This is a genomic window from Paraburkholderia strydomiana (genome assembly GCF_046030495.1).
Lineage (GTDB): Bacteria > Pseudomonadota > Gammaproteobacteria > Burkholderiales > Burkholderiaceae > Paraburkholderia > Paraburkholderia strydomiana_A.
The window spans coordinates 170,476-193,285 of the sequence record NZ_JAQQCJ010000008.1; the positions used below are offsets into that span (position 1 = coordinate 170,476).

Annotated in this window: 20 protein-coding genes; 11 read left to right on the forward strand and 9 right to left on the reverse strand. The window is 64.3% G+C overall.

Going from position 1 to position 22,810, the window contains the following annotated elements:
* The first annotated feature begins 67 nt into the window (after positions 1 to 67).
* The 3 genes from PQQ53_RS13200 to PQQ53_RS13210 all read left to right on the forward strand — a co-directional run bounded on the left by PQQ53_RS13200 (position 68) and on the right by PQQ53_RS13210 (position 2,550).
* The gene (locus tag PQQ53_RS13200; RefSeq protein WP_408152626.1) at positions 68 to 1,435 is read left to right on the forward strand and encodes an MFS transporter; all 1,368 of its coding nucleotides are present in this window, start codon (positions 68 to 70) and stop codon (positions 1,433 to 1,435) included.
* 304 nt (positions 1,436 to 1,739) lie between these two features.
* Positions 1,740 to 2,201, forward strand: coding sequence for an SRPBCC family protein (locus PQQ53_RS13205; RefSeq protein ID WP_408142259.1), 462 nt, complete (start codon positions 1,740 to 1,742; stop codon positions 2,199 to 2,201).
* Complete coding sequence (locus tag PQQ53_RS13210; protein ID WP_408142257.1) at positions 2,185 to 2,550, forward strand: ArsR/SmtB family transcription factor; 366 nt, start codon at positions 2,185 to 2,187, stop codon at positions 2,548 to 2,550. Before PQQ53_RS13205 ends, PQQ53_RS13210 begins: the two co-directional genes overlap by 17 nt.
* Before the next feature lie 164 nt (positions 2,551 to 2,714).
* Here PQQ53_RS13210 and styD read toward each other — a convergent pair whose 3' ends face one another.
* The 3 genes from styD to PQQ53_RS13225 form a co-directional block, all read right to left on the reverse strand.
* Entirely contained in the window at positions 2,715 to 4,205 is a 1,491-nt protein-coding gene (styD, locus tag PQQ53_RS13215; RefSeq protein ID WP_408324394.1) for a phenylacetaldehyde dehydrogenase StyD, read from the reverse strand.
* Between the two features lie 70 nt (positions 4,206 to 4,275).
* Positions 4,276 to 5,298 carry a hypothetical protein gene (locus PQQ53_RS13220; protein ID WP_408324395.1) on the reverse strand — a complete coding sequence of 341 codons (1,023 nt, stop codon included), beginning with the start codon at positions 5,296 to 5,298 and terminating at the stop codon, positions 4,276 to 4,278.
* Complete coding sequence (locus tag PQQ53_RS13225) at positions 5,279 to 7,264, reverse strand: primary-amine oxidase (protein WP_408142253.1); 1,986 nt, start codon at positions 7,262 to 7,264, stop codon at positions 5,279 to 5,281. Before PQQ53_RS13225 ends, PQQ53_RS13220 begins: the two co-directional genes overlap by 20 nt.
* A gap of 202 nt (positions 7,265 to 7,466) precedes the next feature.
* Here PQQ53_RS13225 and PQQ53_RS13230 point away from each other — a divergent pair, with 202 nt between their 5' ends.
* The 3 genes from PQQ53_RS13230 to PQQ53_RS13240 all read left to right on the forward strand — a co-directional run bounded on the left by PQQ53_RS13230 (position 7,467) and on the right by PQQ53_RS13240 (position 11,485).
* Entirely contained in the window at positions 7,467 to 8,462 is a 996-nt protein-coding gene (locus PQQ53_RS13230) for an AraC family transcriptional regulator (RefSeq protein ID WP_408142251.1), read from the forward strand.
* 298 nt (positions 8,463 to 8,760) lie between these two features.
* Positions 8,761 to 10,212 carry an APC family permease gene (locus tag PQQ53_RS13235; protein WP_408324396.1) on the forward strand — a complete coding sequence of 484 codons (1,452 nt, stop codon included), beginning with the start codon at positions 8,761 to 8,763 and terminating at the stop codon, positions 10,210 to 10,212.
* A 58-nt stretch (positions 10,213 to 10,270) separates the two neighbouring features.
* The gene (locus PQQ53_RS13240) at positions 10,271 to 11,485 is read left to right on the forward strand and encodes a porin (RefSeq protein WP_408142247.1); all 1,215 of its coding nucleotides are present in this window, start codon (positions 10,271 to 10,273) and stop codon (positions 11,483 to 11,485) included.
* Positions 11,486 to 11,506: 21 nt separating this feature from the next.
* Here the strand turns inward: PQQ53_RS13240 and PQQ53_RS13245 are convergent, their stop codons facing one another.
* On the reverse strand, positions 11,507 to 11,872 hold the full coding sequence (locus PQQ53_RS13245; RefSeq protein ID WP_175157603.1) for a hypothetical protein: 366 nt from the start codon (positions 11,870 to 11,872) through the stop codon (positions 11,507 to 11,509).
* Between the two features lie 191 nt (positions 11,873 to 12,063).
* Complete coding sequence (gene tam, locus PQQ53_RS13250; protein ID WP_408324399.1) at positions 12,064 to 12,840, reverse strand: trans-aconitate 2-methyltransferase; 777 nt, start codon at positions 12,838 to 12,840, stop codon at positions 12,064 to 12,066.
* A 127-nt stretch (positions 12,841 to 12,967) separates the two neighbouring features.
* Between tam and PQQ53_RS13255 the strand changes: the two genes are divergently transcribed.
* The 3 genes from PQQ53_RS13255 to PQQ53_RS13265 all read left to right on the forward strand — a co-directional run bounded on the left by PQQ53_RS13255 (position 12,968) and on the right by PQQ53_RS13265 (position 15,127).
* Positions 12,968 to 13,864: a LysR family transcriptional regulator gene (locus PQQ53_RS13255; RefSeq protein ID WP_408142242.1), complete on the forward strand. Its 897-nt coding sequence runs from the start codon at positions 12,968 to 12,970 to the stop codon at positions 13,862 to 13,864.
* Between the two features lie 58 nt (positions 13,865 to 13,922).
* Positions 13,923 to 14,546, forward strand: coding sequence for a glutathione S-transferase family protein (locus tag PQQ53_RS13260; RefSeq protein ID WP_408142240.1), 624 nt, complete (start codon positions 13,923 to 13,925; stop codon positions 14,544 to 14,546).
* A 236-nt stretch (positions 14,547 to 14,782) separates the two neighbouring features.
* On the forward strand, positions 14,783 to 15,127 hold the full coding sequence (locus tag PQQ53_RS13265; RefSeq protein WP_408142238.1) for a Rap1a family protein: 345 nt from the start codon (positions 14,783 to 14,785) through the stop codon (positions 15,125 to 15,127).
* On the opposite strand, the gene PQQ53_RS13270 is transcribed toward PQQ53_RS13265, so the two are convergent.
* A complete protein-coding gene (locus tag PQQ53_RS13270) occupies positions 15,106 to 15,702 on the reverse strand; it encodes a hypothetical protein (protein ID WP_408324400.1) in 597 nt (198 codons plus the stop codon). The genes PQQ53_RS13265 and PQQ53_RS13270 overlap by 22 nt on opposite strands.
* Positions 15,703 to 15,830: 128 nt before the next feature.
* Positions 15,831 to 17,027 (reverse strand): enoyl-ACP reductase FabV, encoded by a 1,197-nt coding sequence (gene fabV, locus PQQ53_RS13275; protein WP_408324402.1) that lies wholly within the window; start codon positions 17,025 to 17,027, stop codon positions 15,831 to 15,833.
* A gap of 161 nt (positions 17,028 to 17,188) precedes the next feature.
* Between fabV and PQQ53_RS13280 the strand changes: the two genes are divergently transcribed.
* Positions 17,189 to 19,684, forward strand: coding sequence for a penicillin-binding protein 1A (locus PQQ53_RS13280; RefSeq protein ID WP_408324403.1), 2,496 nt, complete (start codon positions 17,189 to 17,191; stop codon positions 19,682 to 19,684).
* Between the two features lie 342 nt (positions 19,685 to 20,026).
* Here PQQ53_RS13280 and PQQ53_RS13285 read toward each other — a convergent pair whose 3' ends face one another.
* Positions 20,027 to 21,382, reverse strand: a complete 1,356-nt coding sequence (locus PQQ53_RS13285; protein WP_408152636.1) for an MFS transporter — start codon at positions 21,380 to 21,382, stop codon at positions 20,027 to 20,029.
* Between the two features lie 302 nt (positions 21,383 to 21,684).
* On the opposite strand from PQQ53_RS13285, the gene PQQ53_RS13290 reads away from it, so the two are divergent.
* On the forward strand, positions 21,685 to 22,017 hold the full coding sequence (locus tag PQQ53_RS13290) for a hypothetical protein (RefSeq protein WP_408324405.1): 333 nt from the start codon (positions 21,685 to 21,687) through the stop codon (positions 22,015 to 22,017).
* Positions 22,018 to 22,380: 363 nt separating this feature from the next.
* On the opposite strand, the gene PQQ53_RS13295 is transcribed toward PQQ53_RS13290, so the two are convergent.
* Complete coding sequence (locus PQQ53_RS13295) at positions 22,381 to 22,806, reverse strand: cupin domain-containing protein (protein ID WP_408142226.1); 426 nt, start codon at positions 22,804 to 22,806, stop codon at positions 22,381 to 22,383.
* Positions 22,807 to 22,810 lie beyond the last annotated feature (4 nt).

Consider the following 22,810-nt stretch of genomic DNA (forward strand, 5'->3'; position numbering starts at 1 on the left):
CTGGCTGGTGCATGGCGAGCGACGCCGTTGCCGGATAGTCGAAAAATCAGTTTTATGAGGATGCCTGATGAAAAACGTGATGAGCTCCCTTAAGAGCGGAGACTGGCGCGCGCTGGTGGCGTGTTTTCTCTATTTCGACACCGGCTTTACCGTGTGGGTGCTGTATGGACCGCTCGCGCCGTTCATCAGCAAGAGCATTGCGATGACGCCCGCGCAACAGGGCTTGCTGGTTGCGGTGCCGGTGCTGTCGGCGGCGATTCTGCGCGTGACGCTCGGCAATCTGTATCAATCGGCGCATGGCAAGCGCATTGCGTTGATGGGCGTGCTGCTGTCGGCGGTGCCGACCATCGTGCTGCCGCTGCTGCAGTCCGTGCCGTCGTACGAAATGCTGCTCGTGCTCGGCGTGTTCCTCGGCGTCGGCGGTGCGAGCTTCGCGGTGGCGCTGCCGATGGCCGGCAGCAACTATCCGCCGAAAGTACAGGGCCTGGTGCTGGGCCTCGCCGCGGCCGGCAATATCGGCGCGGTGCTCGACGGCTTCCTGTTCCCGCAACTGGCGACGCACTACGGTTGGCAGATGGCCGCCGGCGGTGCACTGCCGCTGCTCGCGATTGCCGCGATCACGCTGTATTTCTGGGCCAACGACGCGGGGGTGAAATCGGGCAGCGTGCTGCGCGCATTTGGCAGCTTCGCGGTGACGCTGGGCGGCTTGATCGTGCTGGTGCTGCTGGTCGAAGCCGGGCTGTTCGGTGCGGGCAAGACCGGTGTGCTGCTGTTGCCGGTGATCGGCGCGCTGCTCGCGATCTCCGTGCTGCCGAAACGCTATCGCTCGGTGCTCGGCGAACGCGATACGTGGGTCATCATGCTCGTGTACAGCATCACGTTCGGCGGTTTCGTCGGCATGTCCTCGTATGTGTCGCTGCTGCTCACCAACCTGTATCAGTTGTCGAAGATCGACGCCGGTCTGTTCATGGCGTTGCTCGCCGCCACCGGCGCCATGGTGCGGCCGCTCGGCGGGCTGATCGCCGACAAGGTGTCCGGCGTGCGCGCGTTGACCGTGCTGCTGGCTATCATTTCGTTGTGCGACTTCGTGTTTGCCGCGGCGATGCCTTCGCTCTCCGGCGGCATCGCGCTGCTGTTGTGCCTGTACGTGGCCTTTGGTCTCGGCAACGGTGCGACCTTCCAGTTGGTGCCGCATCGCTGGGCGGGCCGCACGGGTCTGATGTCGGGCATCGTCGGCGCGGCGGGCGGTATCGGTGGCTTCTATCTGCCGGTCGTGATGGGCATTGCCAAGGAAAGCACGGGCAGCTATCAGATGGGCTTTGCGACGTTCGGCGCACTGGCCGCCTGCGCGTTTGTCGCGATCGTCGCGCTGCGCCGTCCGTGGATGGCGTGGTCGATGCAAGCCGGTGTGATGCACGCCCACGCCACCGAGTGATGCCACGGGAAAGACGGGACGCGGCGGCGCCCGAGCGCCGCGTGGGCTCTCACGATTCAGACAGGGCGGCCGCCGGGCGTGGACGTGGATGGGGACGCACGCGTCGCGGCAGTGCCGCGGCGCAAACGCCCGGCGTATCCAACCGCACAGGTCATGCTCATGAATTTGCCGGATGCACGCTGCTTCACGGGCAGAAGGAGCGCGACGAACCGTGAAGATCCTACGACAATCCGCTTGAAAAATACGCAGTCACCTCCTTGCATATTGCGCGGCGGCTTTCTAATATGCAGTCAGGAGGCTGCATATGAACACATCGACCGATCGCATCGAAAAGCAGATTCTGCTGAAGGCGCCGCGCTCGCGGGTCTGGCGTGCGCTATCCAATGCCGAGGAATTCGGCACATGGTTCGGCATGAATCTGGCCGGCAAGCAGTTCATCGCCGGCCAGACCGTGCAAGCCAATCTGACTTACCCTGGCTATGAGCATCTCGTGATCGACCTGCTGATCGAGCGCGTCGAGCCCGAGCATCATCTGTCGTGGCGCTGGCATCCGGCCGCGATCGACGCTGCGGTCGACTACTCGTCGGAGCCGACCACGCTCGTCGTATTCGAGTTGAGCGAGGTCGAGGCGGGCACCTTGCTGCGTGTCGTCGAATCGGGCTTCGACCGGATTCCGGCCGCGCGCCGCGACGAGGCGTTCCGCATGAACAGCGGCGGGTGGGATCATCAGCTGGTCAACATCGAAAAGCATGTCGCCAAGGGCTAGGACCACGTCGGCCAATGCGAGTCTGAAAACGTCGGCGCTGAAGAACTCCGCGCCGATTTTCGCGGCGCTCGGCGACGAAACGCGCCTGCGGCTGATCGCGGTGTTATGTGCGGGCAGTGCGATGTCGATCGCGCAACTGACCGCGGGCACGGAGATCACGCGGCAGTCGGTCACGCAGCATCTGCAGGTGCTCGCGAACGCGGGCCTCGTGCGCGACGTGAAGGTGGGTCGGGAGCGCCTGTGGGCGTTCGAGCCGGCCCATCTCGACGAAGCGCGCCGCGCGCTCGATGCGATTTCGCAGCAGTGGGATCACGCATTGTCGCGGTTGAAGGCGATGGTGGAGGGGTGAGGGACTTCCTCTGCGCCGGGTGTATCACCGCGTGGGCGCGGGCATTTCGCGGTTCAAAATATTCGACCGGGACATGATGCGCGGTGGCGCAAGGTCCCGGCATTTCATCTGTTTGCGCTATGGCATTCGCCACGCAGACGAAGCGGTGCGCGGGCCATGTCCGATCAATACGCGATGCAAACCGACTTGCTCTCGGTATACGCGTCGATGATCGCCTTGCCATGTTCGCGGCCGATGCCCGAAGCCTTGAAGCCGCCGAACGGCATCGCCGGGTCGACCATGTTGTGCGTATTGACCCATACGGTGCCTGCTTCGATCCCATCCACGAGCCGCAGTGCCTTGTCGAGCTGATTGGTCCAGACGCTCGCACCGAGTCCGTATTCGGACGCGTTCGCCTGCGCCAGCACTTCGTCGAGATCGTCATAAGGCATCGCGACGAGCACCGGCCCGAACACTTCTTCGGTGACGACGGACAGCGGCTTGCACGCGCGGTTGGCAATCACGGTCGGGCGCACGAAGTAGCCGTCGCCGTCCACACGCGCCTCGCATGAGAGGATCTCGCCGCCTTCCTGCCTGCCTTGGGCGATCATGCCGACCACCTTGTCGCGATGCCGTGCGGACACCATCGGTCCCATCTGCGTCGCCGCATCGAAGCCCGAGCCGAGTGCGATGCCGTCGGCCACCGCCGCGACGCCTTGCACGACTTCATCGTAGATCGAGCGCGCCACATAGAGGCGCGAACCCGCCGTGCACACCTGACCGTGATTGAAGAAGATCGCGCCGGCCGCGCCTTCGATCGCCTTGCGCGGGTCGCAGTCGTCGAGCACGATCACCGGGCTCTTGCCGCCCAGTTCCAGCGACGCGCGCTTCAGATCGCCGGCACACTGGCGGCCGATGATGCGGCCCACCTCGGTCGATCCCGTGAACGTGACCTTGTTGACCAGAGGATGCCTAACCAACGCCGCACCAGCTGTTTCGCCGCGGCCGGTGACCACGTTGAACACGCCCGGCGGGAAGCCCGCTTCGTGCGCGAGTTCGGCGAGGCGGATCGCGGTCAGCGGCGTTTCTTCCGCGGGCTTGAGCACGACGGTGCAGCCGCACGCGAGCGCCGGCGCGATTTTCCACACCGCCATCAGCAGCGGGAAATTCCACGGCACGATAGCGGCAACGACACCGGCCGGCACGCGGCGGGTCGACGCGTTGTAGCGCGTGCCCGGCGGAAACGGAATCGACAGATCGAACGTGGTGCCCTCGATTTTGGTTGCCCAGCCGGCCATGTAGCGCAGCCATTGAACGCTGCCCGACACTTCGAGCATCTTCGAGAAGCCGATCAGCTTGCCCTGGTTCAGCGTTTCCAGCGCGGCGAGTTCGTCGGTGTGCTGTTCGACGAGGTCGGCGAGTTTGAGCAGCAGACGCTCGCGCGCGGCCGGCGGCATTCTGCGCCACGCATCGGATTCGAACGCGGCTTTCGAGGTTCTCACCGCGTGATCGATGTCCGAGTCCGAGGCATCGGGAATCTGCGCGAGTTCTTCGGCCGTAGCCGGATTGAAGACCGGAAAGGTTTTACCTGCGGCGCTGCGGGTTTTCTCGCCGTTGATGAACATGGTCTGCGGCAACGCCGCCGCTGCTTGATGGTGTTCGTGGTGTTCGCGCATGGTGCTTCGTCTCCGTTGAGTGCGTCTTGAGTCCGTGGGTCGGTGGTCCGTGGGTGCAAGCGGTGCGACGCTAACCGGATGAGTGAGCCTCGCTGTGATACCGGTGTGCGCGCAAGTGGAACGGTTTCGTGCCGCGCCAATGGGTGGCGAGCGACGCGGCGCAAAGCAGGTTCGTGGCCGCGCTGATGCTGAATAGCACGACGAATCCGTCGCCGAAAAAGTAGGGGGTGGTCGACAAGGCGGCGCCTGCCAGCATGCCGACGTGATGCGCGATGCCGGGGCAACTCGCGCTCAGCGCGCGCTTCGCGTTGCCTTGCAGATTCGCGAGGGCTGGGATCGTCAGGCAGTCGAGCAACAGAAATAGCTTTGCCGCGAGCGGGGCGAGCGCGGGGTTATCGACGGTGGCGAGCGTCCCGATCAGCAGCGCGCGTGCAACGTACAACACCGTGAGCATCCGGTCGTTGCGCGAGCGGTCGGCGTAGCAGGCCAGCGCGCATACCGCCGCCAGCAGGAGCGCAATGTGCCAGAGCGGTTGCACGTCGCCCGCGCCGCCCGCGCCGCATACAGCAAACAACTGGAAGCGCGCGAGAGTGCCGCTCGACATGCCCGCAAGCAACGCGAGCAGCGCTGTCGTGCTTGCTGCGCGCGTCGATTGCGTAGGCTCATTCGTGTGATGACGCTCATTGGGGACCGTGCCGCTCAATTGCCGCCAGTAAAACAGCAGGGCGCCGCCCGCCGCGATCATCAACGCGGCGAGCAGGCCGCCTTGCTGCAATCCGCTCAGATACGCCGGTAGCGCATTCACCGCGCTCATCGTGACGATCAATGTTGCGGCGGTTGCGGCGGTTGCGACGGTGGTGCGGCGAGTCGAGCGCGCTATCAGCAGCGGCGCGCCCATCATCGTCGCCAGCGCCAGCGCGCTCATCCACAGCGCGCTGGTGTGTGGATGGAGGCCCGCGCGCATCGACAACGCAGCGGCGCCGCCAGCGATCAGCACGCAAGCCGAGCCGGCCGCGCACACGGCAAGCACGCTTGCCGTATCGCCGACGCGCCGCGCGCCGCGCAGCGCCGGATCAGTGCTTGCAGCAGCCATGATCCGTCGGCTTGCCGTCTTCGACGCTGTTGAGATCGCGCTCGGCCGGCAGGTCCATCGTCGGATTGCCGGCGAAGAAGTTGTTCGGCTTGAGCATGAAGCCGGCGTACTCGACGGGCATCACCGGAAAGTCTTCGGGCTTGCACACGTGCGTGTGGCCGAAGCTGTGCCACAACACGAGGTCTTCGTTCTCGATGTTGCGGTTCGCCTCGATATAACGCGGCAAGCCGTCGCCGCCCGAATGCTGGTTCGGATAGTCGCCGCTCGCATAGCGCTCGGCCGGATCGAACGGCGTGACCCACACGTGACGCGTCGCGAAGCCGCCGCGTTGACGCACCTTCGAACGCTCGTCGGCGAGCATCAGCGGCGAGTCGTTGACGATCAGCTTGTAGCCCGGATTTGCCCCCACGGCGTTCTTCACGTTCGGGTTGATGACTTTCCAGTAGCGACCCGTGCGACCATTCGCGAGGCGCGCGGCTTCGCTCTCCGTTTTGAGCACCTGCTTCGTCGTATCGAACACATTGCCGTACGGATTCGTATCGCCCATCGGACGCGGCACGAATTCGTGTTCGGTGACGGTATTGCGCTCGCCGTCGACCATCATGTGCATGCGCGCATTGAAGAAGTGCTGGTGCGTGGGGCCGCCGAGGTTCTCCGTGATCATGCCGCCCCACGGATAGGTGTCGCCGTCCGCCACCGCCGAGGTCTGCACGATGCCGGTCAGCTTGCATTCGAGCTGGATCGTGCCGTCCTGATACAGATACCAGTAGAAGCCATAGTCGTAATTGCCGACCGTCGCAAAGAACGAAATCACGAGACGGCGCGAGCGGCGCATTTCGAACACGCCGGTGCGGAATTCATAGTGCTTCCACAGCGTGCCGTAGTCTTCCTCGTGCATGCATACGGCGTTCTTCATCACGAACGCGTTGCCGAAGTCGTCGGCGGAAGGGATGTCGAAATAGCGGATCGTGCCGAGGCAATCGCAACCGAGTTCGAGCTGGTTCGCGAGTTTGCCGAGCCCGTATTCGCCCGCATCGAACGCGCTTTTCCAGTAATGGTTGGTGCTCGGATCGGAGTAGGGCACGCACATTTCCGTGACGCTCGCGCGGTAGATGATCGGCCGCGCGCGCTTGCCGTCGTCCCACGACAGTTGATGCAGCACGAGCCCCTCGCGCGGCGTGAAGCCGACGCGGAAGGTCCAGTTCTGCCAGCTCACGTGCCAGCCGTCGATCGTGAAGCTCGGGCCGTCGGGCTGATCGATCGACAGCGGCTTGAGCGTGCTGCGCGGCTGGCCGAGGCTCGGGGTGTCGTAGTTGTGTTTGGCGCGCGGAATCGGAATGATGCGGCCGTCGTCGATCAGCTCGATCACTTTCTTTTCGAGCAGATCGACCACCGCAAGCACGCCTTCGATCGGGTGCGCGTAGCCGTTATCGGTCAGCGTCTCGCGGTAGTAGCTCACGCAGCGCACGAGACGCCGGCCGTTTTCGTGTTCGCGATCGAAGCAGCCGGCCGAGAACGGATCGACCTGCACGCGCTCCAGGTCCTTTTCGCTGAGGCCGCGCTTCATGATCGCCACGCGCCACGCTTCGTCGTTCTTGACGATCTGCTCGGCGTTCATGAAGTCGTCGATCATGATGGGCGGCTGACCGTAAGGCGCCTGGTCGAACGGCAACACCCGGCGCGACGCGATGCGTTTTTCTCTCAGGTCCACGTCGAATTCGATCGTCGCGCCATTCGAGCGGTCGATCGCGAGCACGAATGCGGTGCGCGAAAAATAGTCGCCGGTCTTGAACGCGACCACTTCGGCTTTGGGCGGCTCGCGCAATTCGACCATCGGGAAACGGGCGTGCGAGTCGAGTTTTTCGGCGGCCTTCACGAGATCGCAGGCAAGTTGCATTTCGTCGCCGCTCAATGGGTCGAGCGGATGAACGAGGGGGCGGGCAGCTTTCGTGGCATTCGTGTTCATAAGATTCCCGTAAAGATGTTTGCTGGACCGGACAGCGTGCCGATCGGCGCCGGTGACACGCGGCGCACGCTGAGTCGATGGCAAATCGTAGGAACCCAATAATATTTTCGCGCTTGCTTATCGCGCCAATTGAGCGATAAAGTGCGCCAGAGGAAACGACTCGGGCAACACGACAGCGCAGACTGGAGAGGAGACGCTCAACATGAAAAAAGTCACGCTCAATGGCAGTTTCCCGATGATTCGCGCGGCGGTGATGGGACCGGTCGTGCGCGCACTCGATCAATCGGGCGCCGATTGCGACACGCTGCTCGAAGCGTTCGGCATGAGCCGGCGGCTATTGTCCAATCCCTATGAAATCCTGCCGCTCACGCGTTACGTGGCGGCCTTCGAGCGCGCGGCCGAAGTGCTCGGCGAAGCGTCGCTCGGCTTGCGGCTCGGCAGCGAATTGCAGTTGACGGAACTGGGGCCGGCGGGCCTCGTCTTTCTTTCGTCACCCACGCTGAACGCGGCAATGCGCAAGTTCACGCTCGCGCTCGCCTCGTGGCAGAACACGACAAGCTGCGAAGTGCTGCGCGACGACGAGTGGCCCATCTGGACCTACCAGATCGCCAGTCCGCAAATCTGGCCGCGCCGCCAGGACGCGGAGTACAGCCTGTCGACCATGTGCAACATGATCCGGCTCGTGCGCGGCGCCGCATGGAATCCGGTCGAAGTGCATTTCGAACACGCGGCGCCGGCCGATCTCAAACCCTATGCGCGCATCTTTCGCGTACCGGTGCGCTTTCAGCAGCCTTTCAATGGCGTGATTCTGCGGCCGCAGGATCTCGACGCTTCGCTCAAAAGCGCCGATACGCAAATGGCGCGCATGATGGAGCGCCACGCAACCGATCTGATTGCGAACGATGCGATGCCGCACAGCATCGTCGAACAGGTGCGCGATCTGGTTACGCGGCGGCTTGCGCATGAAAAGCTGATCGTCGCGGACATTGCCAAAGACCTCGGCCTCTCGCATCGCTCGCTGCAACGGCATCTCGCGCAGGAAGGCACGTCCGTGCGGCAGATTCTGCGCGAGGAGCGGCAGCGCAGCGTCGCGGGTTTGCTCGAACGCGACGGGCTCACCAATGCGGCAATCGCACGGGCAGTCGGTTATGCCGACGCGACCGTGTTATGGCGCGCCACACGCAGCTGGAAAAAATAGTCGCGCGGCGCACACGCATGCTGCTTTCATTCTGAAAGTATCGTGCGACCTCGCGCCGGCCACACCGGAAAAAATAACATCGGGTTTCCTAAGTATCTGCTGCAGGCTGGCGAATTCAGGGTTCGCCCGCATTGGCGCGCTTTATCGAAAATTTGGCGCAGTTGGCGAAGTCGCTTTATTTTTTAGCTACCTACCATGCGCTCACCCCGAAGCATTTGAGGTCGGTCAAGCGAGCGCCATAACCAGTAGTGCAAGGGTTCTGGCGAGTTTCAGACTAGCCAATAACATAGAGGCAGCGATGAATGAACCCTATTCGCCGACCAGTCTGGTCGACGCGGAGAACCCCGTGGAATTGAAGGGCAATACGCTGGGCTTGTGGCAGATCGTGTTTCTCGTGATTTCCGCGGCGGCGCCGCTGACCGGCATGCTCGGCGCGGTGCCGCCCGCGATCAGTCTCGGCAACGGCGCGGGCATTCCTGGCGCGTTCGTGATTGCCGGGCTCGTGCTGCTGATCTTCAGCGTCGGCTTTGCGTCGATGAGCCGGCACGTGGTGCGCGCCGGTGCGTTCTACGCCTACATCGCCGCAGGACTCGGGCGGCCGTTGGGCATGGCCGGCGCGCTCGTCGCACTGATGTCGTACACGTTCATCCAGATCGCGCTATACGGTCTGTTTGGATTCTTCTGCACGGTGATCCTGTCGCCGCTGCTGCATACCGCGCTGCCGTGGTACGGCTATTCGCTGATCTGCGTGGCGGTGGTGCAATTCACCGGCATTCGCGGCATCGATCTGAATAGCCGCCTGCTCGGCGTGCTGATGTGTCTCGAACTCGGCATCCTCATGCTGCTCGCGATGGCGATCGTGATCCACGGCGGCGGGCCCAACGGCCTCACGCTCGCGCCGTTCTCGCCGCAGCATGTTTTCAGCGGCCACCTCGGCATTGCCGTGATGTTCGCGTTCGCGTCGTTCATCGGTTTCGAAGCCACCGCGATCTATGGCAAGGAATGCCGCGATCCGAAAGTGACCGTGCCGCGCGCAACGTACGTGTCGGTCATGCTGATTCTCGTGTTCTTCGCGTTCGTCACGTGGACCATCGTCTGCGCGTACGGTCTCGCCGACGTGGTCGACGTCGCGACCAAACAGCCCGGCGATTTCTGGTTCATTCAATCCGGCAAGTACCTCGGTGGCGCGGTCACGACGGTGATGAGCTTCCTGCTGCTCAGCAGTATTTTCGCGAGTCTGCTGTCGTTTCATAACACGCTGGTGCGCTATATCCACGCGTTGAGCCTCGAAGGCATCCTGCCGCAAGCGCTGAACCGCGTGCATGAAAAATACCGTTCGCCGTATGTCGCGAGCTATCTGCAAACGCTGTCCGTGTGCGTGTTGCTCGGACTGTTCATCGCGTCGGGCAGCGACGTGTTCAACGTCGTGTTCAGCTGGAGCTCGGCCCTCGGCACGATCGGCATCGTCATGCTGCAGGCGGTGACGAGTTTTTCGGTGATCGCATTCTTCCGCAAGACGCGCAAGGATACCCGCGTGTGGCACTCGTTCCTCGCGCCGCTGCTCGGCGGACTCGGCCTGCTGTATATCGGCGTGATCCTCGTGCGCAATCTCGATGCGTTGAGCGGCTCCGATAGCCCGATCGTCAAGTCCTTCCCCTGGATCGTGTTCGCCGTGGCGCTCGTCGGCGTGCTGATCGGTCTCATCCTGCGCAAGAAGCGGCCGGACATCTACGCGGGCTTCGGCCAGTAAGCGTCTCTGCGCATCGGTCCACGCTCACCACAGCTCACCTCACTTTCCGGCAAAAAACATGGCAGACAAATTCGTCAAGCGCTCGGCGCTTGCGCTGGCCGCGCTCGGCCTCGCGATGGGCGCACACGCGCAATCTTCAGTCACGCTGTACGGCACGGTCGACGCCGGCCTCGTCTACACGAACAACCAGCAGACGACGCACGCCGACGGCAGTACCAGCGGCCACGCGAACTATCAGCTGGCGGGCGGCAATCTGGTGCCGTCGCGCTGGGGCCTGATGGGCACGGAGGACATCGGCGGCGGCACGACGGTCAATTTCACGTTGGAAAACAGCTTCCTGATCGGCAACGGCGCGATGCTGCAATCGAACACGCTGTTCAACCGCAACGCGTGGGTCGGTCTGAACAACAGCACGTACGGCGCGCTCACCTTCGGCCGCCAGTACGATCCGTTCTCCGATTTCCTCGGCGCCTATGTGTCGAGCAATAACTGGGCGACGCTGTACGGCTCGCATTTCGGCGACGTCGACAATCTGAACGAGGCGTTCAACTTCAACAACTCGATCAAGTACATCAGCCCGAGCTTCGGCGGCTTCACGTTCGGCGGGCTGTTCAGTCTCGGCGGCGTCGCGGGCGATTTTTCACGCAACAAGGGATGGGCGCTCGCGGCGAATTACGTGCATGGGCCGTTGTCGCTGAGCGCGGGGTATCTGGAGTTGAACCAGCCGCTCGACGCGGCATTGGGCGGCGCCAACGGTTATATCGGCGACTTCAGTTGCGCGAACCCCGGCGCGTCGTACTGCCTGCTGCAGGACGCGAGCAAGGTGCGGATATTCGGGGCAGGGGGCTCGTATGCGTTCGGCAAGGCGAACGTGGCGCTGACTTACACGCATACGCGCCTGTCGCAGAGCCAGTACTTCGCGAGTGCGGCGCGGCCCGACGGCGCGGATATTTCGTTCGATATCGCCGAATTGAATACCACGTACGCGCTGGCGCCCGATTTGCAGCTAGGCTTCGCCTATATTTTCAACGACGCCAGGCCGTCGGGCAGCGCGTCGACGCGAGTACATCAGGTGAATCTGGGGGCGGTGTACAGCTTGTCGAAGCGCACCGCGGTGTACGCGGTGGCGATCGGGCAGAAGTCTTCGGGCGCGGGGCTGGCGATCGATCCGTCGACGGGCGCGACGCAGAACCTCGCGCAGATTCCGAATATCGTCAACTCAGACTCGGATAAGCAGCTTTCCGTGATCGTCGGGTTGCGGCACAACTTCTGAACGCGCCGCACGCGCGACGGCTCAATCCGCGAGCCGGCGATCCGCCAGCGCATTCTGGCAATCCGCCAGTACTTGCCTGACCAGCCGTGCTTGCGGGTCGAGGTCGTCGGTATCGAGAATTTCCTCGACCGCGTCACGCGCCCAATCGGTATCGACGAAGCGGGCGTGCCGCTGCGCGATGTCGAGCGCCGTGGCCGACAGCTTCGCGATGCTCAGCCAGTCGGCCTCGCGCGCGCGGCGGTCGAGCCACTTGTGCGCGGACTGCACGTGAAACGCCGCGTCGGGCCAGTCTTCGTTCAGGTAATAGGCGCCAAGGCTGCCGCATGTGAGCCAGCACAACAGCTCCAGACGGTCACGTGGACTCAGATGATGGCGTACATCACTCATGGCGACGCTCGCTGCTGTAAATTGCCCGGAGAGGACGGCGGGACGTCGTCCTCCGCTTTCAGCAACAATATCACGCAAAATTCAGGCGCGGCAATTTCCAGCGTATCCTGGCGCACTGTTTGCAGCATGCGGGCATACGCTTTGCGCATGCCCGAGCGGTCGGCGCCGCCGCTCGGGTGCGGCCGGCGCGGCTAACGCGTCGCGACGATGAAAAGCCGCGGGAACGGCAGCAGCACCGTGCCGTCGGGGAGCGCCGGATAGGCCTTCGCGATTTCGTCCTGGTAGCGTTGCAGGAAGGCCTGCTGTTCGGCGTCGTCGAGCGCGGCGAGGAACGGCCGCAACGCGCTGCCCTTGAACCATTCGACCACCGCGCCGGCCCCGCCTGCGAGCGGGTGATGGTAGACGGTGCGCCACACGTCGACCCGTGTGCAGAGTGGCTTGAGCAAACCGTAATACCAGTCGGCGCCAAAGCGCATGGTCCGCTCGACGCCCTTGAGCTTGAGCGCCCATGGGCCGTGCTCGGCGACCTCGCGCAGCAGACAGTGCGCGGGTTCGTCCAGATTGTCGGGCATCTGCACGGCGAGGCTGCCGCCCGGCGCGAGCTTTTGCGCGAGCGAAGGAAACAGCCGCTCGTGGCCGGGCACCCATTGCAGCACCGCGTTGGCGAGGATCAGGTCGTACGGTCCCGGCGCGTCCCACGTCGAAATGTCGCTCACGTCGAACCGGAATTGCGGCAGGCGCTGGCGGGCCGCCGCGATCATGTCGGCGGAGCTGTCCAGACCGACGATCGCCGCGCCCGGTGCGTGCGCCGCGAGCGTTTCGGTGGAATTGCCGGGGCCGCAGCCGAGGTCGACCGCGTGGCGCACGTCCGTCGCGGGGACCGCGGCGAGCAGATCCCTCACCGGACGGGTGCGCTCGTTTTCGAACAGCATGTACTGTTTCGCCTGCCAAGCCGTTGTCGCTGTCATCTGATGCTCCTTTGTGTGCGGGTCATGCTGAACGGCCGGTTTGCGGCTGCGTTCAAAAAGCGCATTCTCGGCTCGATACGTCACCGGAGTAAAATGAATTTATCATTCCGATTCCTTCATTTTTCTAATGAAAATCGACACGCTCGGCGTTCAGGCCTTCGTCGCAATTGCGGATCGCGGCAGCTTTCAGGGCGCGGCCGATTCGCTGCACGTCACGCAAACGGCGATCACGCAACGACTGCGCAAGCTCGAAGCGTTTCTCGGCGTCACGCTGATCGAGCGGACCACCCGGTCGATGGCGCTCACCGAAATCGGCCGCAGCTTCCTGCCGCAAGCGCGCCGCTTGCTCGGCGAACTCGCCGACGCGCTGGTCGAAATCCGCGAGACGGGGACGGCCCGGCGCGGCGACGTGTCGATGGCCTGCGTGCCGACCGTGGGCGTGCAGTATCTGCCGCGCATTCTGCAGGCGTATGCAGCGCGCTATCCGCATAACCGCATCAAGATTCTCGATCACGCGTCGGCGGCGGTGGAGGAGGCCGTGTTGCGGCGGGAGGTCGAATTCGGCATCAGTATCGCGCGCGATCCGCATCCGGATCTGGTCAATGTGCCGTTGACGGTGGACCGTTACGTGCTGATCTGCGACCAGGATCATCCGCTCGCGAAGCGGCGGCGCATGGCGTGGCGGCAATTGCACGCGTATGCGCTGATCTTTGCGGGCGAGGTCAGCGGCAATCGCGCGCTGCTCGATGGCGCACTGGAAACGAGCGGGCTCGCGTTGCGCTCGTTCTACGAGGTCCAGCGCAGCTCGACGGCGGTGGGGCTGGTCGCACAAGGCGTCGGCGCGGCCGTGGTGCCGGCGCTCGCGCTGCAGAAGGGCGCGTACCCTACGGTTCGCATGATCGAGTTGACACAGCCGGTGGTGTCGCGCACGCTCGTGCTGGTCGCACGGAAGACCGCGCAACTGTCGCCGGCGGCGCAGGCACTGTACGACATGATTCGCGAGCAGGCGACGCTGAAGGGGTGAGGGGGGAGTCAGCCGTCCCAGCCTTTTCATCAGATCATCCATCCACGACGAACGAGCCGTGCTCCAGATACTCGGCAAGACCTCATCGATCAACGTCCGCAAGGTGCTCTGGACCTGCGCGGAACTCGGGCTGTCCTTCGAGCAGGAGGACTGGGGTTCGGGATTTCGCGCGACGGACGTCGCGGAATTTCGCGCGCTCAATCCGAACGCGATGGTGCCCGTGATCCGCGACGGCGACTTCGTGCTGTGGGAATCCAATTCGATCATCCGCTATCTGGCGGGCCGCTATCACGGCGAGGCGATCTATCCGGGCGATCCTTGCGAGCGAGCGCGCTGCGACCAATGGATCGACTGGCAGGCGAGTGAGCTGAATCGCTCGTGGAGTTACGCATTTCTCGCGCTGGTGCGGCATTCTCCCGCCCATCAGGATCAGCAGCAGATCGCGCTGTCATGCGCGAACTGGACGAAGCACATGGCGATCGTCGAAGGACAACTGGAGCGCACGGGCGCGTTCATCGCGGGGCAGGCGTTCTCGCTCGCGGACATTCCGATCGCGCTGTCGGTCAACCGCTGGCTCGACACGCCGCTGCAGCACGAAGATTTTCCGGCCGTTAGCGCTTACATGGCTCGGCTGGCCGGGCGCGAAGGCTATCGCGACTACTGCCGCAACGGCACGCCATAAGGCAATCGGCCGCTCGGCCGCGCCTCGCACGGCATGCGTGCACCTCCGTTTTCGCCGAGGCGAACCGAGCGACCGACGCGGCGCGTCCTGCGCCGCACCCGTCCTTTCCGTGTCCGCGCTACTGACAAAAACCCACCGGAAAAGCTTACAGATTCGCACGTACGCAACGCTTCTGCGCACCACGTCCCGACTCCCCTACAATGGCCGCTTTTGCGACACGGATTGAAGGTTCAACGATGCGGTTATCGAAATTCGCGCTGGCTTTGCTGACAGCGTTCTTCGCTCTCAATGCGAACGCCGAAATGACGGCGGCCCAGTACAAACAGTGGGCTCATACGGATAACAACTCGGTCTACGCCGCGTACATCACCGGCACGATCAACGCGTACGGTTGGGCGAACGGCGACCTGGTCGCGAAGAAGCGGCCGCAGTTGTTCTGCCCGCCGCAAACGCTCGCGATCGGCAATCAGACCGTCTATCCGTTGCTCGACGCGTTTTTTGCCAACCACCCCGGCATTTCGGACGATTTTCCGATCGGCCTCGCGATTCTGCGTGCGCTTCAGGGGGCGTTTCCCTGCTGATGCGAGCGCGCCGCGCCTGAGGCCAGCCGGAAGGCGTCGACGGCCCACGCCTCGTTCGCGTCGAGCGTCGGCTGGGCGCGCGCCAGCCACTCCCCAAGAGGCGTGAGCCGGATGCCGGCCACAGAACCATCGAACGATTCGGAGACGAACGGTGCGTCGTCGTCCGGACGGCGGACGATCTGCACGATATGCGTGATCCCTCGCGGCCGGGGATGGTTGGCCGCCCAGGCGGGATTGCCGATCTTCAGGCCGATGGTCGCGCATCGCGGCAACGTATCGGCTGTGAGGGCGGTGCCTTGCAGGACGAAGCCGGTGCGCTGCCCGATCTCGTGGATGATGCGCTCGGACCACGTGTGGAGCGCGGCGATGTCGTCGTCGGCGAACACCGTGCGGGCGGCCGCCACGTTGTGCGCTTGCAACGCTCGCGACAGAAGCAGGGCGGTCCAGCCGGAGCAGTCGATGACCGGCGGACTCGCCGACAACCCTTCCGGTTTCATGCCGCGCCGGTAGCCGACCCGGCCCGTATGGCGTTGGACGAGTTGCCACATAGTGGCTTCGGCGGCTTCGAATGGCATCGCACGCAGGTCCTCGCAACTTGAGTCACGGCAGCCGTCTGCCCGCGACGAAACCAACAGTGCAACCGCGCGACGAACCCGCATCGAGCGAGCCCGCCGCGCGTCAAACACCAAACCTCAAACGCCACTCAAACCTGCACGAGCTTCGGAATCTGCACGTCGGGATTGACGTCCGCTTCGTAATCCACGCCCGAGATCTCGAAGCCGAACAGCCGCAGGAAATCGGTCTTGTAGCCGCTGAAATCGGTGAGTTCGTAGATATTCTCGTTGGTCACCTGATTCCATAGCGCCTGCACGCGCTCCTGCACTTCGGGGTCGAGCTCCTTGTAGTCGGCGCGCAGGCGGCCTTCGTCGTCCAGATGCGGCGCGGCGCCGTAGAGGCTCTCCTTGTACAGACCGTACACCTGCTCGATGCAGCCTTCGTGCGTGCCTTTCTCCTTCATGACCTTGAAGAGCAGCGACAGGTACAGCGGCATCATCGGAATCGCGGAGCTGGCCTGGGTGACCACCGCCTTGAGCACCGACACGCGCGCGTCGCCGCCCTTGGCCGCGAGCTTCGAGCGGATGCCCAGCACCTTCTGGTCGAGGTCTTTCTTGGCCGCGCCGATCGAACCGTTCCAGTAGATGTCGTGTGTGATCTTCTCGCCGAGGTAGGTAAACGCGGTGGTCTTCGCGCCGTCCGCGAGCACGCCGGCTTCCAGCAGCGCGTCGATCCACATCTGCCAGTCTTCGCCGCCCATGACCGCCACGGTGTGGTCGATCTCGGTCTGCGTCGCCGGTTCGAGGACCGTTTCCTTGATGACTTCCTTGTCCGTGTCGATGCCGCGCAGGTTCACGGCCTGGCCGACCGGCTTGAGCGTCGAGCTGAACACTTCGCCGCTCTTCGGATGCGTGCGCTTGGGCGCCGCAAGGCTGTACACGACGAGGTCGACCTGGCCGAGATCGCGCTTGATGACCTCGATGGTGCGCTGCTTGACTTCGTCGGAGAACGCGTCGCCGTTGATGCTGCTCGCGTACGGGCCTTTTTCCGTGGCGAATTTCTCGAACGCGGCGCTGTTGTACCAGCCCGCCGTGCCCGCCTTGGTTTCGCTGCCGGCGCGCTCGAAGAACACGCCGAGCGTGTCGGCGCCGCAGCCGAACGCGGCGCTGATGCGCGCGGCGAGGCCGTAGCCGGTGGATGCGCCGATCACGAGCACCTTTTTCGGGCCATTGGCGATGGGGCCGCGTGCGTTGACGTACTCGATCTGTTCGCGGACGTTGGCTTCGCAGCCGGTCGGATGGGTGGAAACGCAGATAAAGCCACGCACGCGCGGTTTGATGATCATGAAGCACCTCTTGTCGGAATTTGGCGACATTATAGTGGCCCCCGATTGTTGCGGGCCACCGTGCGGGTTTGGCCGACCCGGGTTGCCGTCCATCACGCAAAAATCCGCCGCCGCCGCGCATCTTGGTAGGATTGCGCCTTTCCCGGCAGACGGTAGCAAGCGTGAAGCGCCTCATCCCCTCGTTTCTGGCGGCCCTCGACAAAGGGCTGACCTTCATCAACCCGCACATCGCGCAGGCGCTGTGGCACCTGCGCCATCCTACCCGCCGCGGCGTGGTGTGGGCGTGCGCCGCGCTGCCGGTGCTGCTGCTCCTGTATGTGCTGCTGTTGATTCCGTTCACGCCGGGCATCGGCGACATCCGCAAGGCGAAGATCGAGCAGCCGGCGCGAATTCTCTCGGCCGACGGCAAGCTGCTCGCCGAGTTCAAGCCGTCCAACCGCGAGTGGGTCAAGCTCAAGGACATCTCGCCGAACGTGGTGAGCGCGCTGATCGCGACCGAAGACCACCGCTTCTATCAGCATTTCGGCCTCGACTGGCGGCGCACCGCATCCGCCGCGCTGCATACGTTTTCCGGCGACCGCCAGGGCGGCTCGACCATCACGCAGCAGCTCGCGCGCAACCTCTATCCGGACGAGATCGGCCGCGCGCCGACCCTCACGCGCAAGCTCAAGGAAGCGATCACGGCGTTCAAGATCGAAGCGCTCTACAGCAAGGACGAGATTCTCGAAACCTACCTGAACACGGTGCCGTTCCTGTACAACGCATACGGCATCGAGATGGCGGCACGCACCTATTTCGACAAATCGGCGTCCGACCTGAACGTGCTGGAAAGCGCGACGCTCACCGGCATGCTCAAGGGCAACAGCTATTACAACCCGGTGCTGAACCCGGAGCGCGCGCTGGATCGCCGCAATACGGTGCTCGCGCAGATGGTCAAGTACGGCAAGCTGACGCCCGCCGCCTACGAGACGCTCAAGCGCCGCCCGTTGCGCATCGATTTCGAGCGTCAGACCGAGCCGCCCGGACCCGCGCCGCACTTCGCGCAGCAACTGCGCAAGTGGCTCGCGGCATGGGCTGATCGCAACGACTACAACATCTACTCTGACGGCCTCGTGGTGCGCACCACTATCGATTCGCGCCTGCAGAACATGGCGACCCAGGCCGTCACGCTGCAGGGCAACCAGTTGCAGGGCATCGCGAACTCGGCGTGGGGCACGCGCTCGGGATGTTCGAGCGGCCGCGACCTGCTGCAGACTTTCCTGCGCGAGACGCCCGAGTTCCGCGCCGCGAAAGACGCGGGCCTGAGCGACGACGACGCACTCAAGCGCGTCGCATCCGATCACGATCTGGTGAAGTCGGTCTGCGAGACGAAGACCCGCGTGCAGGCCGACTTCCTCGCGATGGACCCGCGCAACGGCCAGATCAGGGCGTGGGTCGGCAGCCGCGACTTCAGCCAGGACCCGTTCGACCACGTGCAGCAGGCGCGCCGTCAGCCGGGCTCGACTTTCAAGCCGTTCGTCTATGCGGCGGCCTTCGAGGCGGGCGCGAAACCGTCCGATACGCTGGTCGACAAACCCGTCGAAATTCCGCTGGCGGGCGGCGAAGTCTGGCGTCCGAGCGACGAGGACGAACCGAGCGAGCGCGCCATCAGCCTGCGCGACGCGCTCGCGTTTTCGCGCAACCGCATTACCGCGCAGGTGATGGAGACGGTCGGCCCGACCAAGGTCGCGCGCCTCGCGCGCGACATGGGCGTGCGCGACAGCGAACTCGACCCGGTGCCGTCGCTCGCGCTCGGCACGAGCCCGGTGACGCTCAAGGAGATGGTGTCGGCCTACGGCACGATCGCCAACCTCGGCGGCTATGTGGAGCCGGTGATGGTCACACGCATCGAAGATCGCAACGGCGAGGTGCTGGCCGATTTCGCGCCGGCGCCGTCCCGCCAGGAACTGCCCGCCGATGCCGCCCGCACGCTGGTCGACGTGATGCGCGACGTCGTGAGCCGCGGCACCGGTTCGAGCATTCGCGGCCGCTTCGGCGTGCGCGGCGACGTCGCGGGCAAGACGGGTACGACCCAGGGCAACGCGGACGGCTGGTTCATCCTGATTCATCCCCAACTGGTGGCGGGCGCGTGGGTGGGCTTCAACGACAGCCGGGTCACGTTGCGCAGCGATTACTGGGGGCAGGGGGCGCATAGCGCGCTGCCGATCGTCGGCGACTTCTTCCAGCGCGCGCAACGCTCGCGCCTCGTCGACACGCACGTCAAGTTCGATACGGCGCAGGAACCGGGCTGGTTCGCCGAACGCACCGGCCGGTTGCGCGACTGGTTCCAGCAGTTGCTGGCGGCGCCGCCGGTCAAACCGGAGAAGCCGGTTGCGCCGCGCAGTCCGGTGCGCCGGGCGCCGGTTGAAACCGTTGCGCCTCAGGCGTCGGCGGCGTCCGCGGTGTCGGAGACGGTGGTCGAGCCGCGCGACTTGCCGCCGCTGCTACAAGCGCCGGGATCGGCGCCGGCGCCCGCGAGCGGGGCGGTCGACGGTGAAGCGCGCGGCGGCGGTGCGCCGGCCATCGCGCCGACGCCCACCCCGGACGATGTCGTGCCGCCCGATGCGGATAGCACGCCCGGCGAAGGGGCGACGATGAACGGCAGCGCGGCGCGCTGAGCGTGGAGAGCAGTCTGCGAGACCGGGGCCGCACGATGCGATGGCTCCGGGGGGCGCTCAGCGCGGTTGGTTCGCTGAGCGCTCCCTCGATTCCGGCGGTCTGGGCGCGGGGTCCGAGCTGCTCACGGGCATCGGTGCGGCCGGGGCTCGATCGCGTTGATCAATACGTTCGGACAGCGCGGCAAGATCCCGAGTCTATGTCGCTGCAGCGCGGTTGCGTCACCGCAGCGTGACCGCTTCGGCTCACGCGTCGCTTGGCCTCGTCCACAAGCCGGGGCTATCCCGCGCTTCGTGCACGGCGTGATGCCCCATCGCGCCGCATCTCTGCCACCCCATCCACCACTAAGATCGCGCCACATTAGCACCGCCCGCCGCGCGCGGATCAGGCAGCCCGGATGCCGACGCTTCGAGCGACGCATCGTGATGCAGCAGCAACACCGCCGCGACCCCCACGAGTCCCGCGCCCGACAGGCACAGCAAACCCGCGCCGAAGCCGCCGGTGCTGTCCTTGATCCAGCCCATCGCGAACGGTCCGAAGAATCCGGCCAGATTGCCGAGCGAGTTGATCGCGGCAATTCCGCCCGCTGCCGCCGCGCCCGACAGGAACGCGGCCGGCAACGTCCAGATCACCGGCAGGCAGCCGAAGATGCCGAACCCGGCGATCGACAATGCGATCATCTTCTGCACCGGATTGTCGAGCCCGGCCGCCGCCGCGATGCCGCCGGCCGCGACCAGCAGCGCGATCGCGACGTGCCATCGGCGTTCGAGCTTGTGGTCCGAATGCCGCCCCCACAGCACCATGCTGATCACGCCGACGATATACGGCAGCGACGTCACGAAACCCGTCTGCAGGTTGGTGAGACCGAAGGACTTGACGATCTGCGGCAGGAAGAAGCTCAGCCCGTAATTGGTCGCGTTCGCGCCGAAATAGATGAGGGCGATGGCAAGCACGCGCGGATTGATCAGCGCTTCCTTCACGCTGAAGGCGCGCGCGGCTTCACGATGCTCGCGCTCCTGCTTCTGGCGCGCAACCAGCCAGTCGCGTTCTTCGGCGGCGAGCCAGGTGGCGTCGGCGGGCCGGTCGGTCAGGTAGAACAGCACCGCAAACGAAAGGAACACGGCGGGCAGCGCCTCGATCAGATACACCCACTGCCAGCCGGCGAGTCCGCCGTGGCCGTCGAGCGACAGCAGCGCACCGGAAATCGGCCCGCCGATCACCGTGGACAGTGGAATCGCCGCCATGAAATAGCCGACCACGCGGCCGCGATAGGCGGCCGGGAACCACAGCGTCAGCAGGAAAATGATGCCGGGAAAGAAGCCCGCCTCGGCCACGCCCAGCAGAATGCGCAGGCCATAAAAGACATGCGCGGGCGAGAGTCCCGTGTAGCGCGAGATATCGGGGATGAACGCCATCGCGCCCGCGAGAATGCCCCACGTGAACATGATCCGCGCGATCCAGCGGCGCGCGCCGAAGCGTTCGAGCAGCAGGTTGGACGGCACTTCGAAGAAAAAATACGCGATGAAGAAGACCCCCGCGCCGAAACCGAACGCACTGGCCGACAGGTCGAGCGCCTTGTTCATCTGCAACGCGGCAAAGCCCACGTTGACACGATCCAGATAGGCGATGAAATAGCAAAGTATCAGGAACGGCACGAGCCGAACCGTGACACGTTTCAGGGTGCGTGCTTCGAGTTCCATCGATGTCTCCTCCGGTCCACTTTCCGGTTTCGTTTGAACGGTGTCGTTACAGACTAGGCGCTGAAATGCGTTTGCGGAAGGCTTTTACACGTGCCGTGATGTCGGAGCGAGGGAGCAACGAATGTGCCGCGGCGGCAAAAGGCAATGGGCGTGGAATGAAATGACGCGTGGACGCGCGCCGCAACGTTTCGAAAGATTGTTAATACACGCGTAACAGTGTTTTCAGGTGGCGAGGCTGATCTCTTGCATGCGATTGCGGATAATTACGTTTGGTAATCCGCGAGAAAAAGTACAGGTATCACATGGCCCTCCATCATTCCCCTCGACTACTCGAATCCAACCACCGCGTGCGCGGTTTTATCGCGGCCGTGCTCGCGAGCGCGAGCCTCGTGGGCTGTGCATCGACGAGCGACGTCGTCGCCAGCGACAAGCCCGGTACCTACACGGTCGCGGCCAGCGCGACAGGCGGGCGCATGGCATGGGCGCGCGCGCACGAACACGCGGTGAACGAAGCGCGCGACTATTGCGAGCGTCGCGGAATGCAAAGCAGCGTCACGACAGAAACCGTCACCGGTGTGCAGGTGATGTCGGAGCACGCGTCGTCGGTTAATTTCGAGTGCCATCCGAAGTTCTAGTGTGAAGCGGGCAGGGGTGCGATATGCGCTCGCCGTTTTTCCGCAATGCAGGTGTGTGTCTGCGTCGGCGATGAGCCGCTGGCCCGCCGCAGCATTCACAAACCGCGAATCCATTGACGCGTGTATTCGAAAGCCGCCACGCCGGCTTTAACGAAACCTTTCCATGACACGCGCGGCCGCGGCGTGCGGCAACTAATAGAAGCATCGCAACTGCGACGACTTTCGCGGCAGCACCAGACGCCGCACTGCCTCGTTCGCTCCGCTCACCGTACTCAACAAAAAAATGCCGGCAGGCGGCTTCGATGCCTCAACCGCGCCGGCCGCCTGCTTGCGTGCGCGGCAACGAGGGCCGCTGCCACGCCGTCACTTCTTGTCGAACGTGACGAGGTTTTTGTCTTTCGTATCCGCCACGAAGATGGCGAGCAGTTTCGCCGGTTCGGTCGCGCTCGCGTTTTCGCTAACCGTATGATGGACGCCGGGCTTCTCGGTCCAGTATTCGCCCGCGTGATAGACGCGCTCCTCGCCATTGTTGACCCGGCTGCGAATCGCGCCCGACAGCACATAGCCGACCACGAAAGCCTGGCCGTGCCGATGCGACGGCGACTTGCCGCCCGGCGCGTAGTCGACCACCAGCGCGGTCATCGTCTTGCCCGGCACGTTCGCAATCGCTTCGGCGAAAGCAGGTGTGATCGTTTCGCGAGCGGTGGAGTCGGCGGCGAACGCGGACGGCGAAGCGCCGATGATCGAGAATCCGGCCAACGTCGCCGCGATAAGGGTGCGAATCTTCATTGCG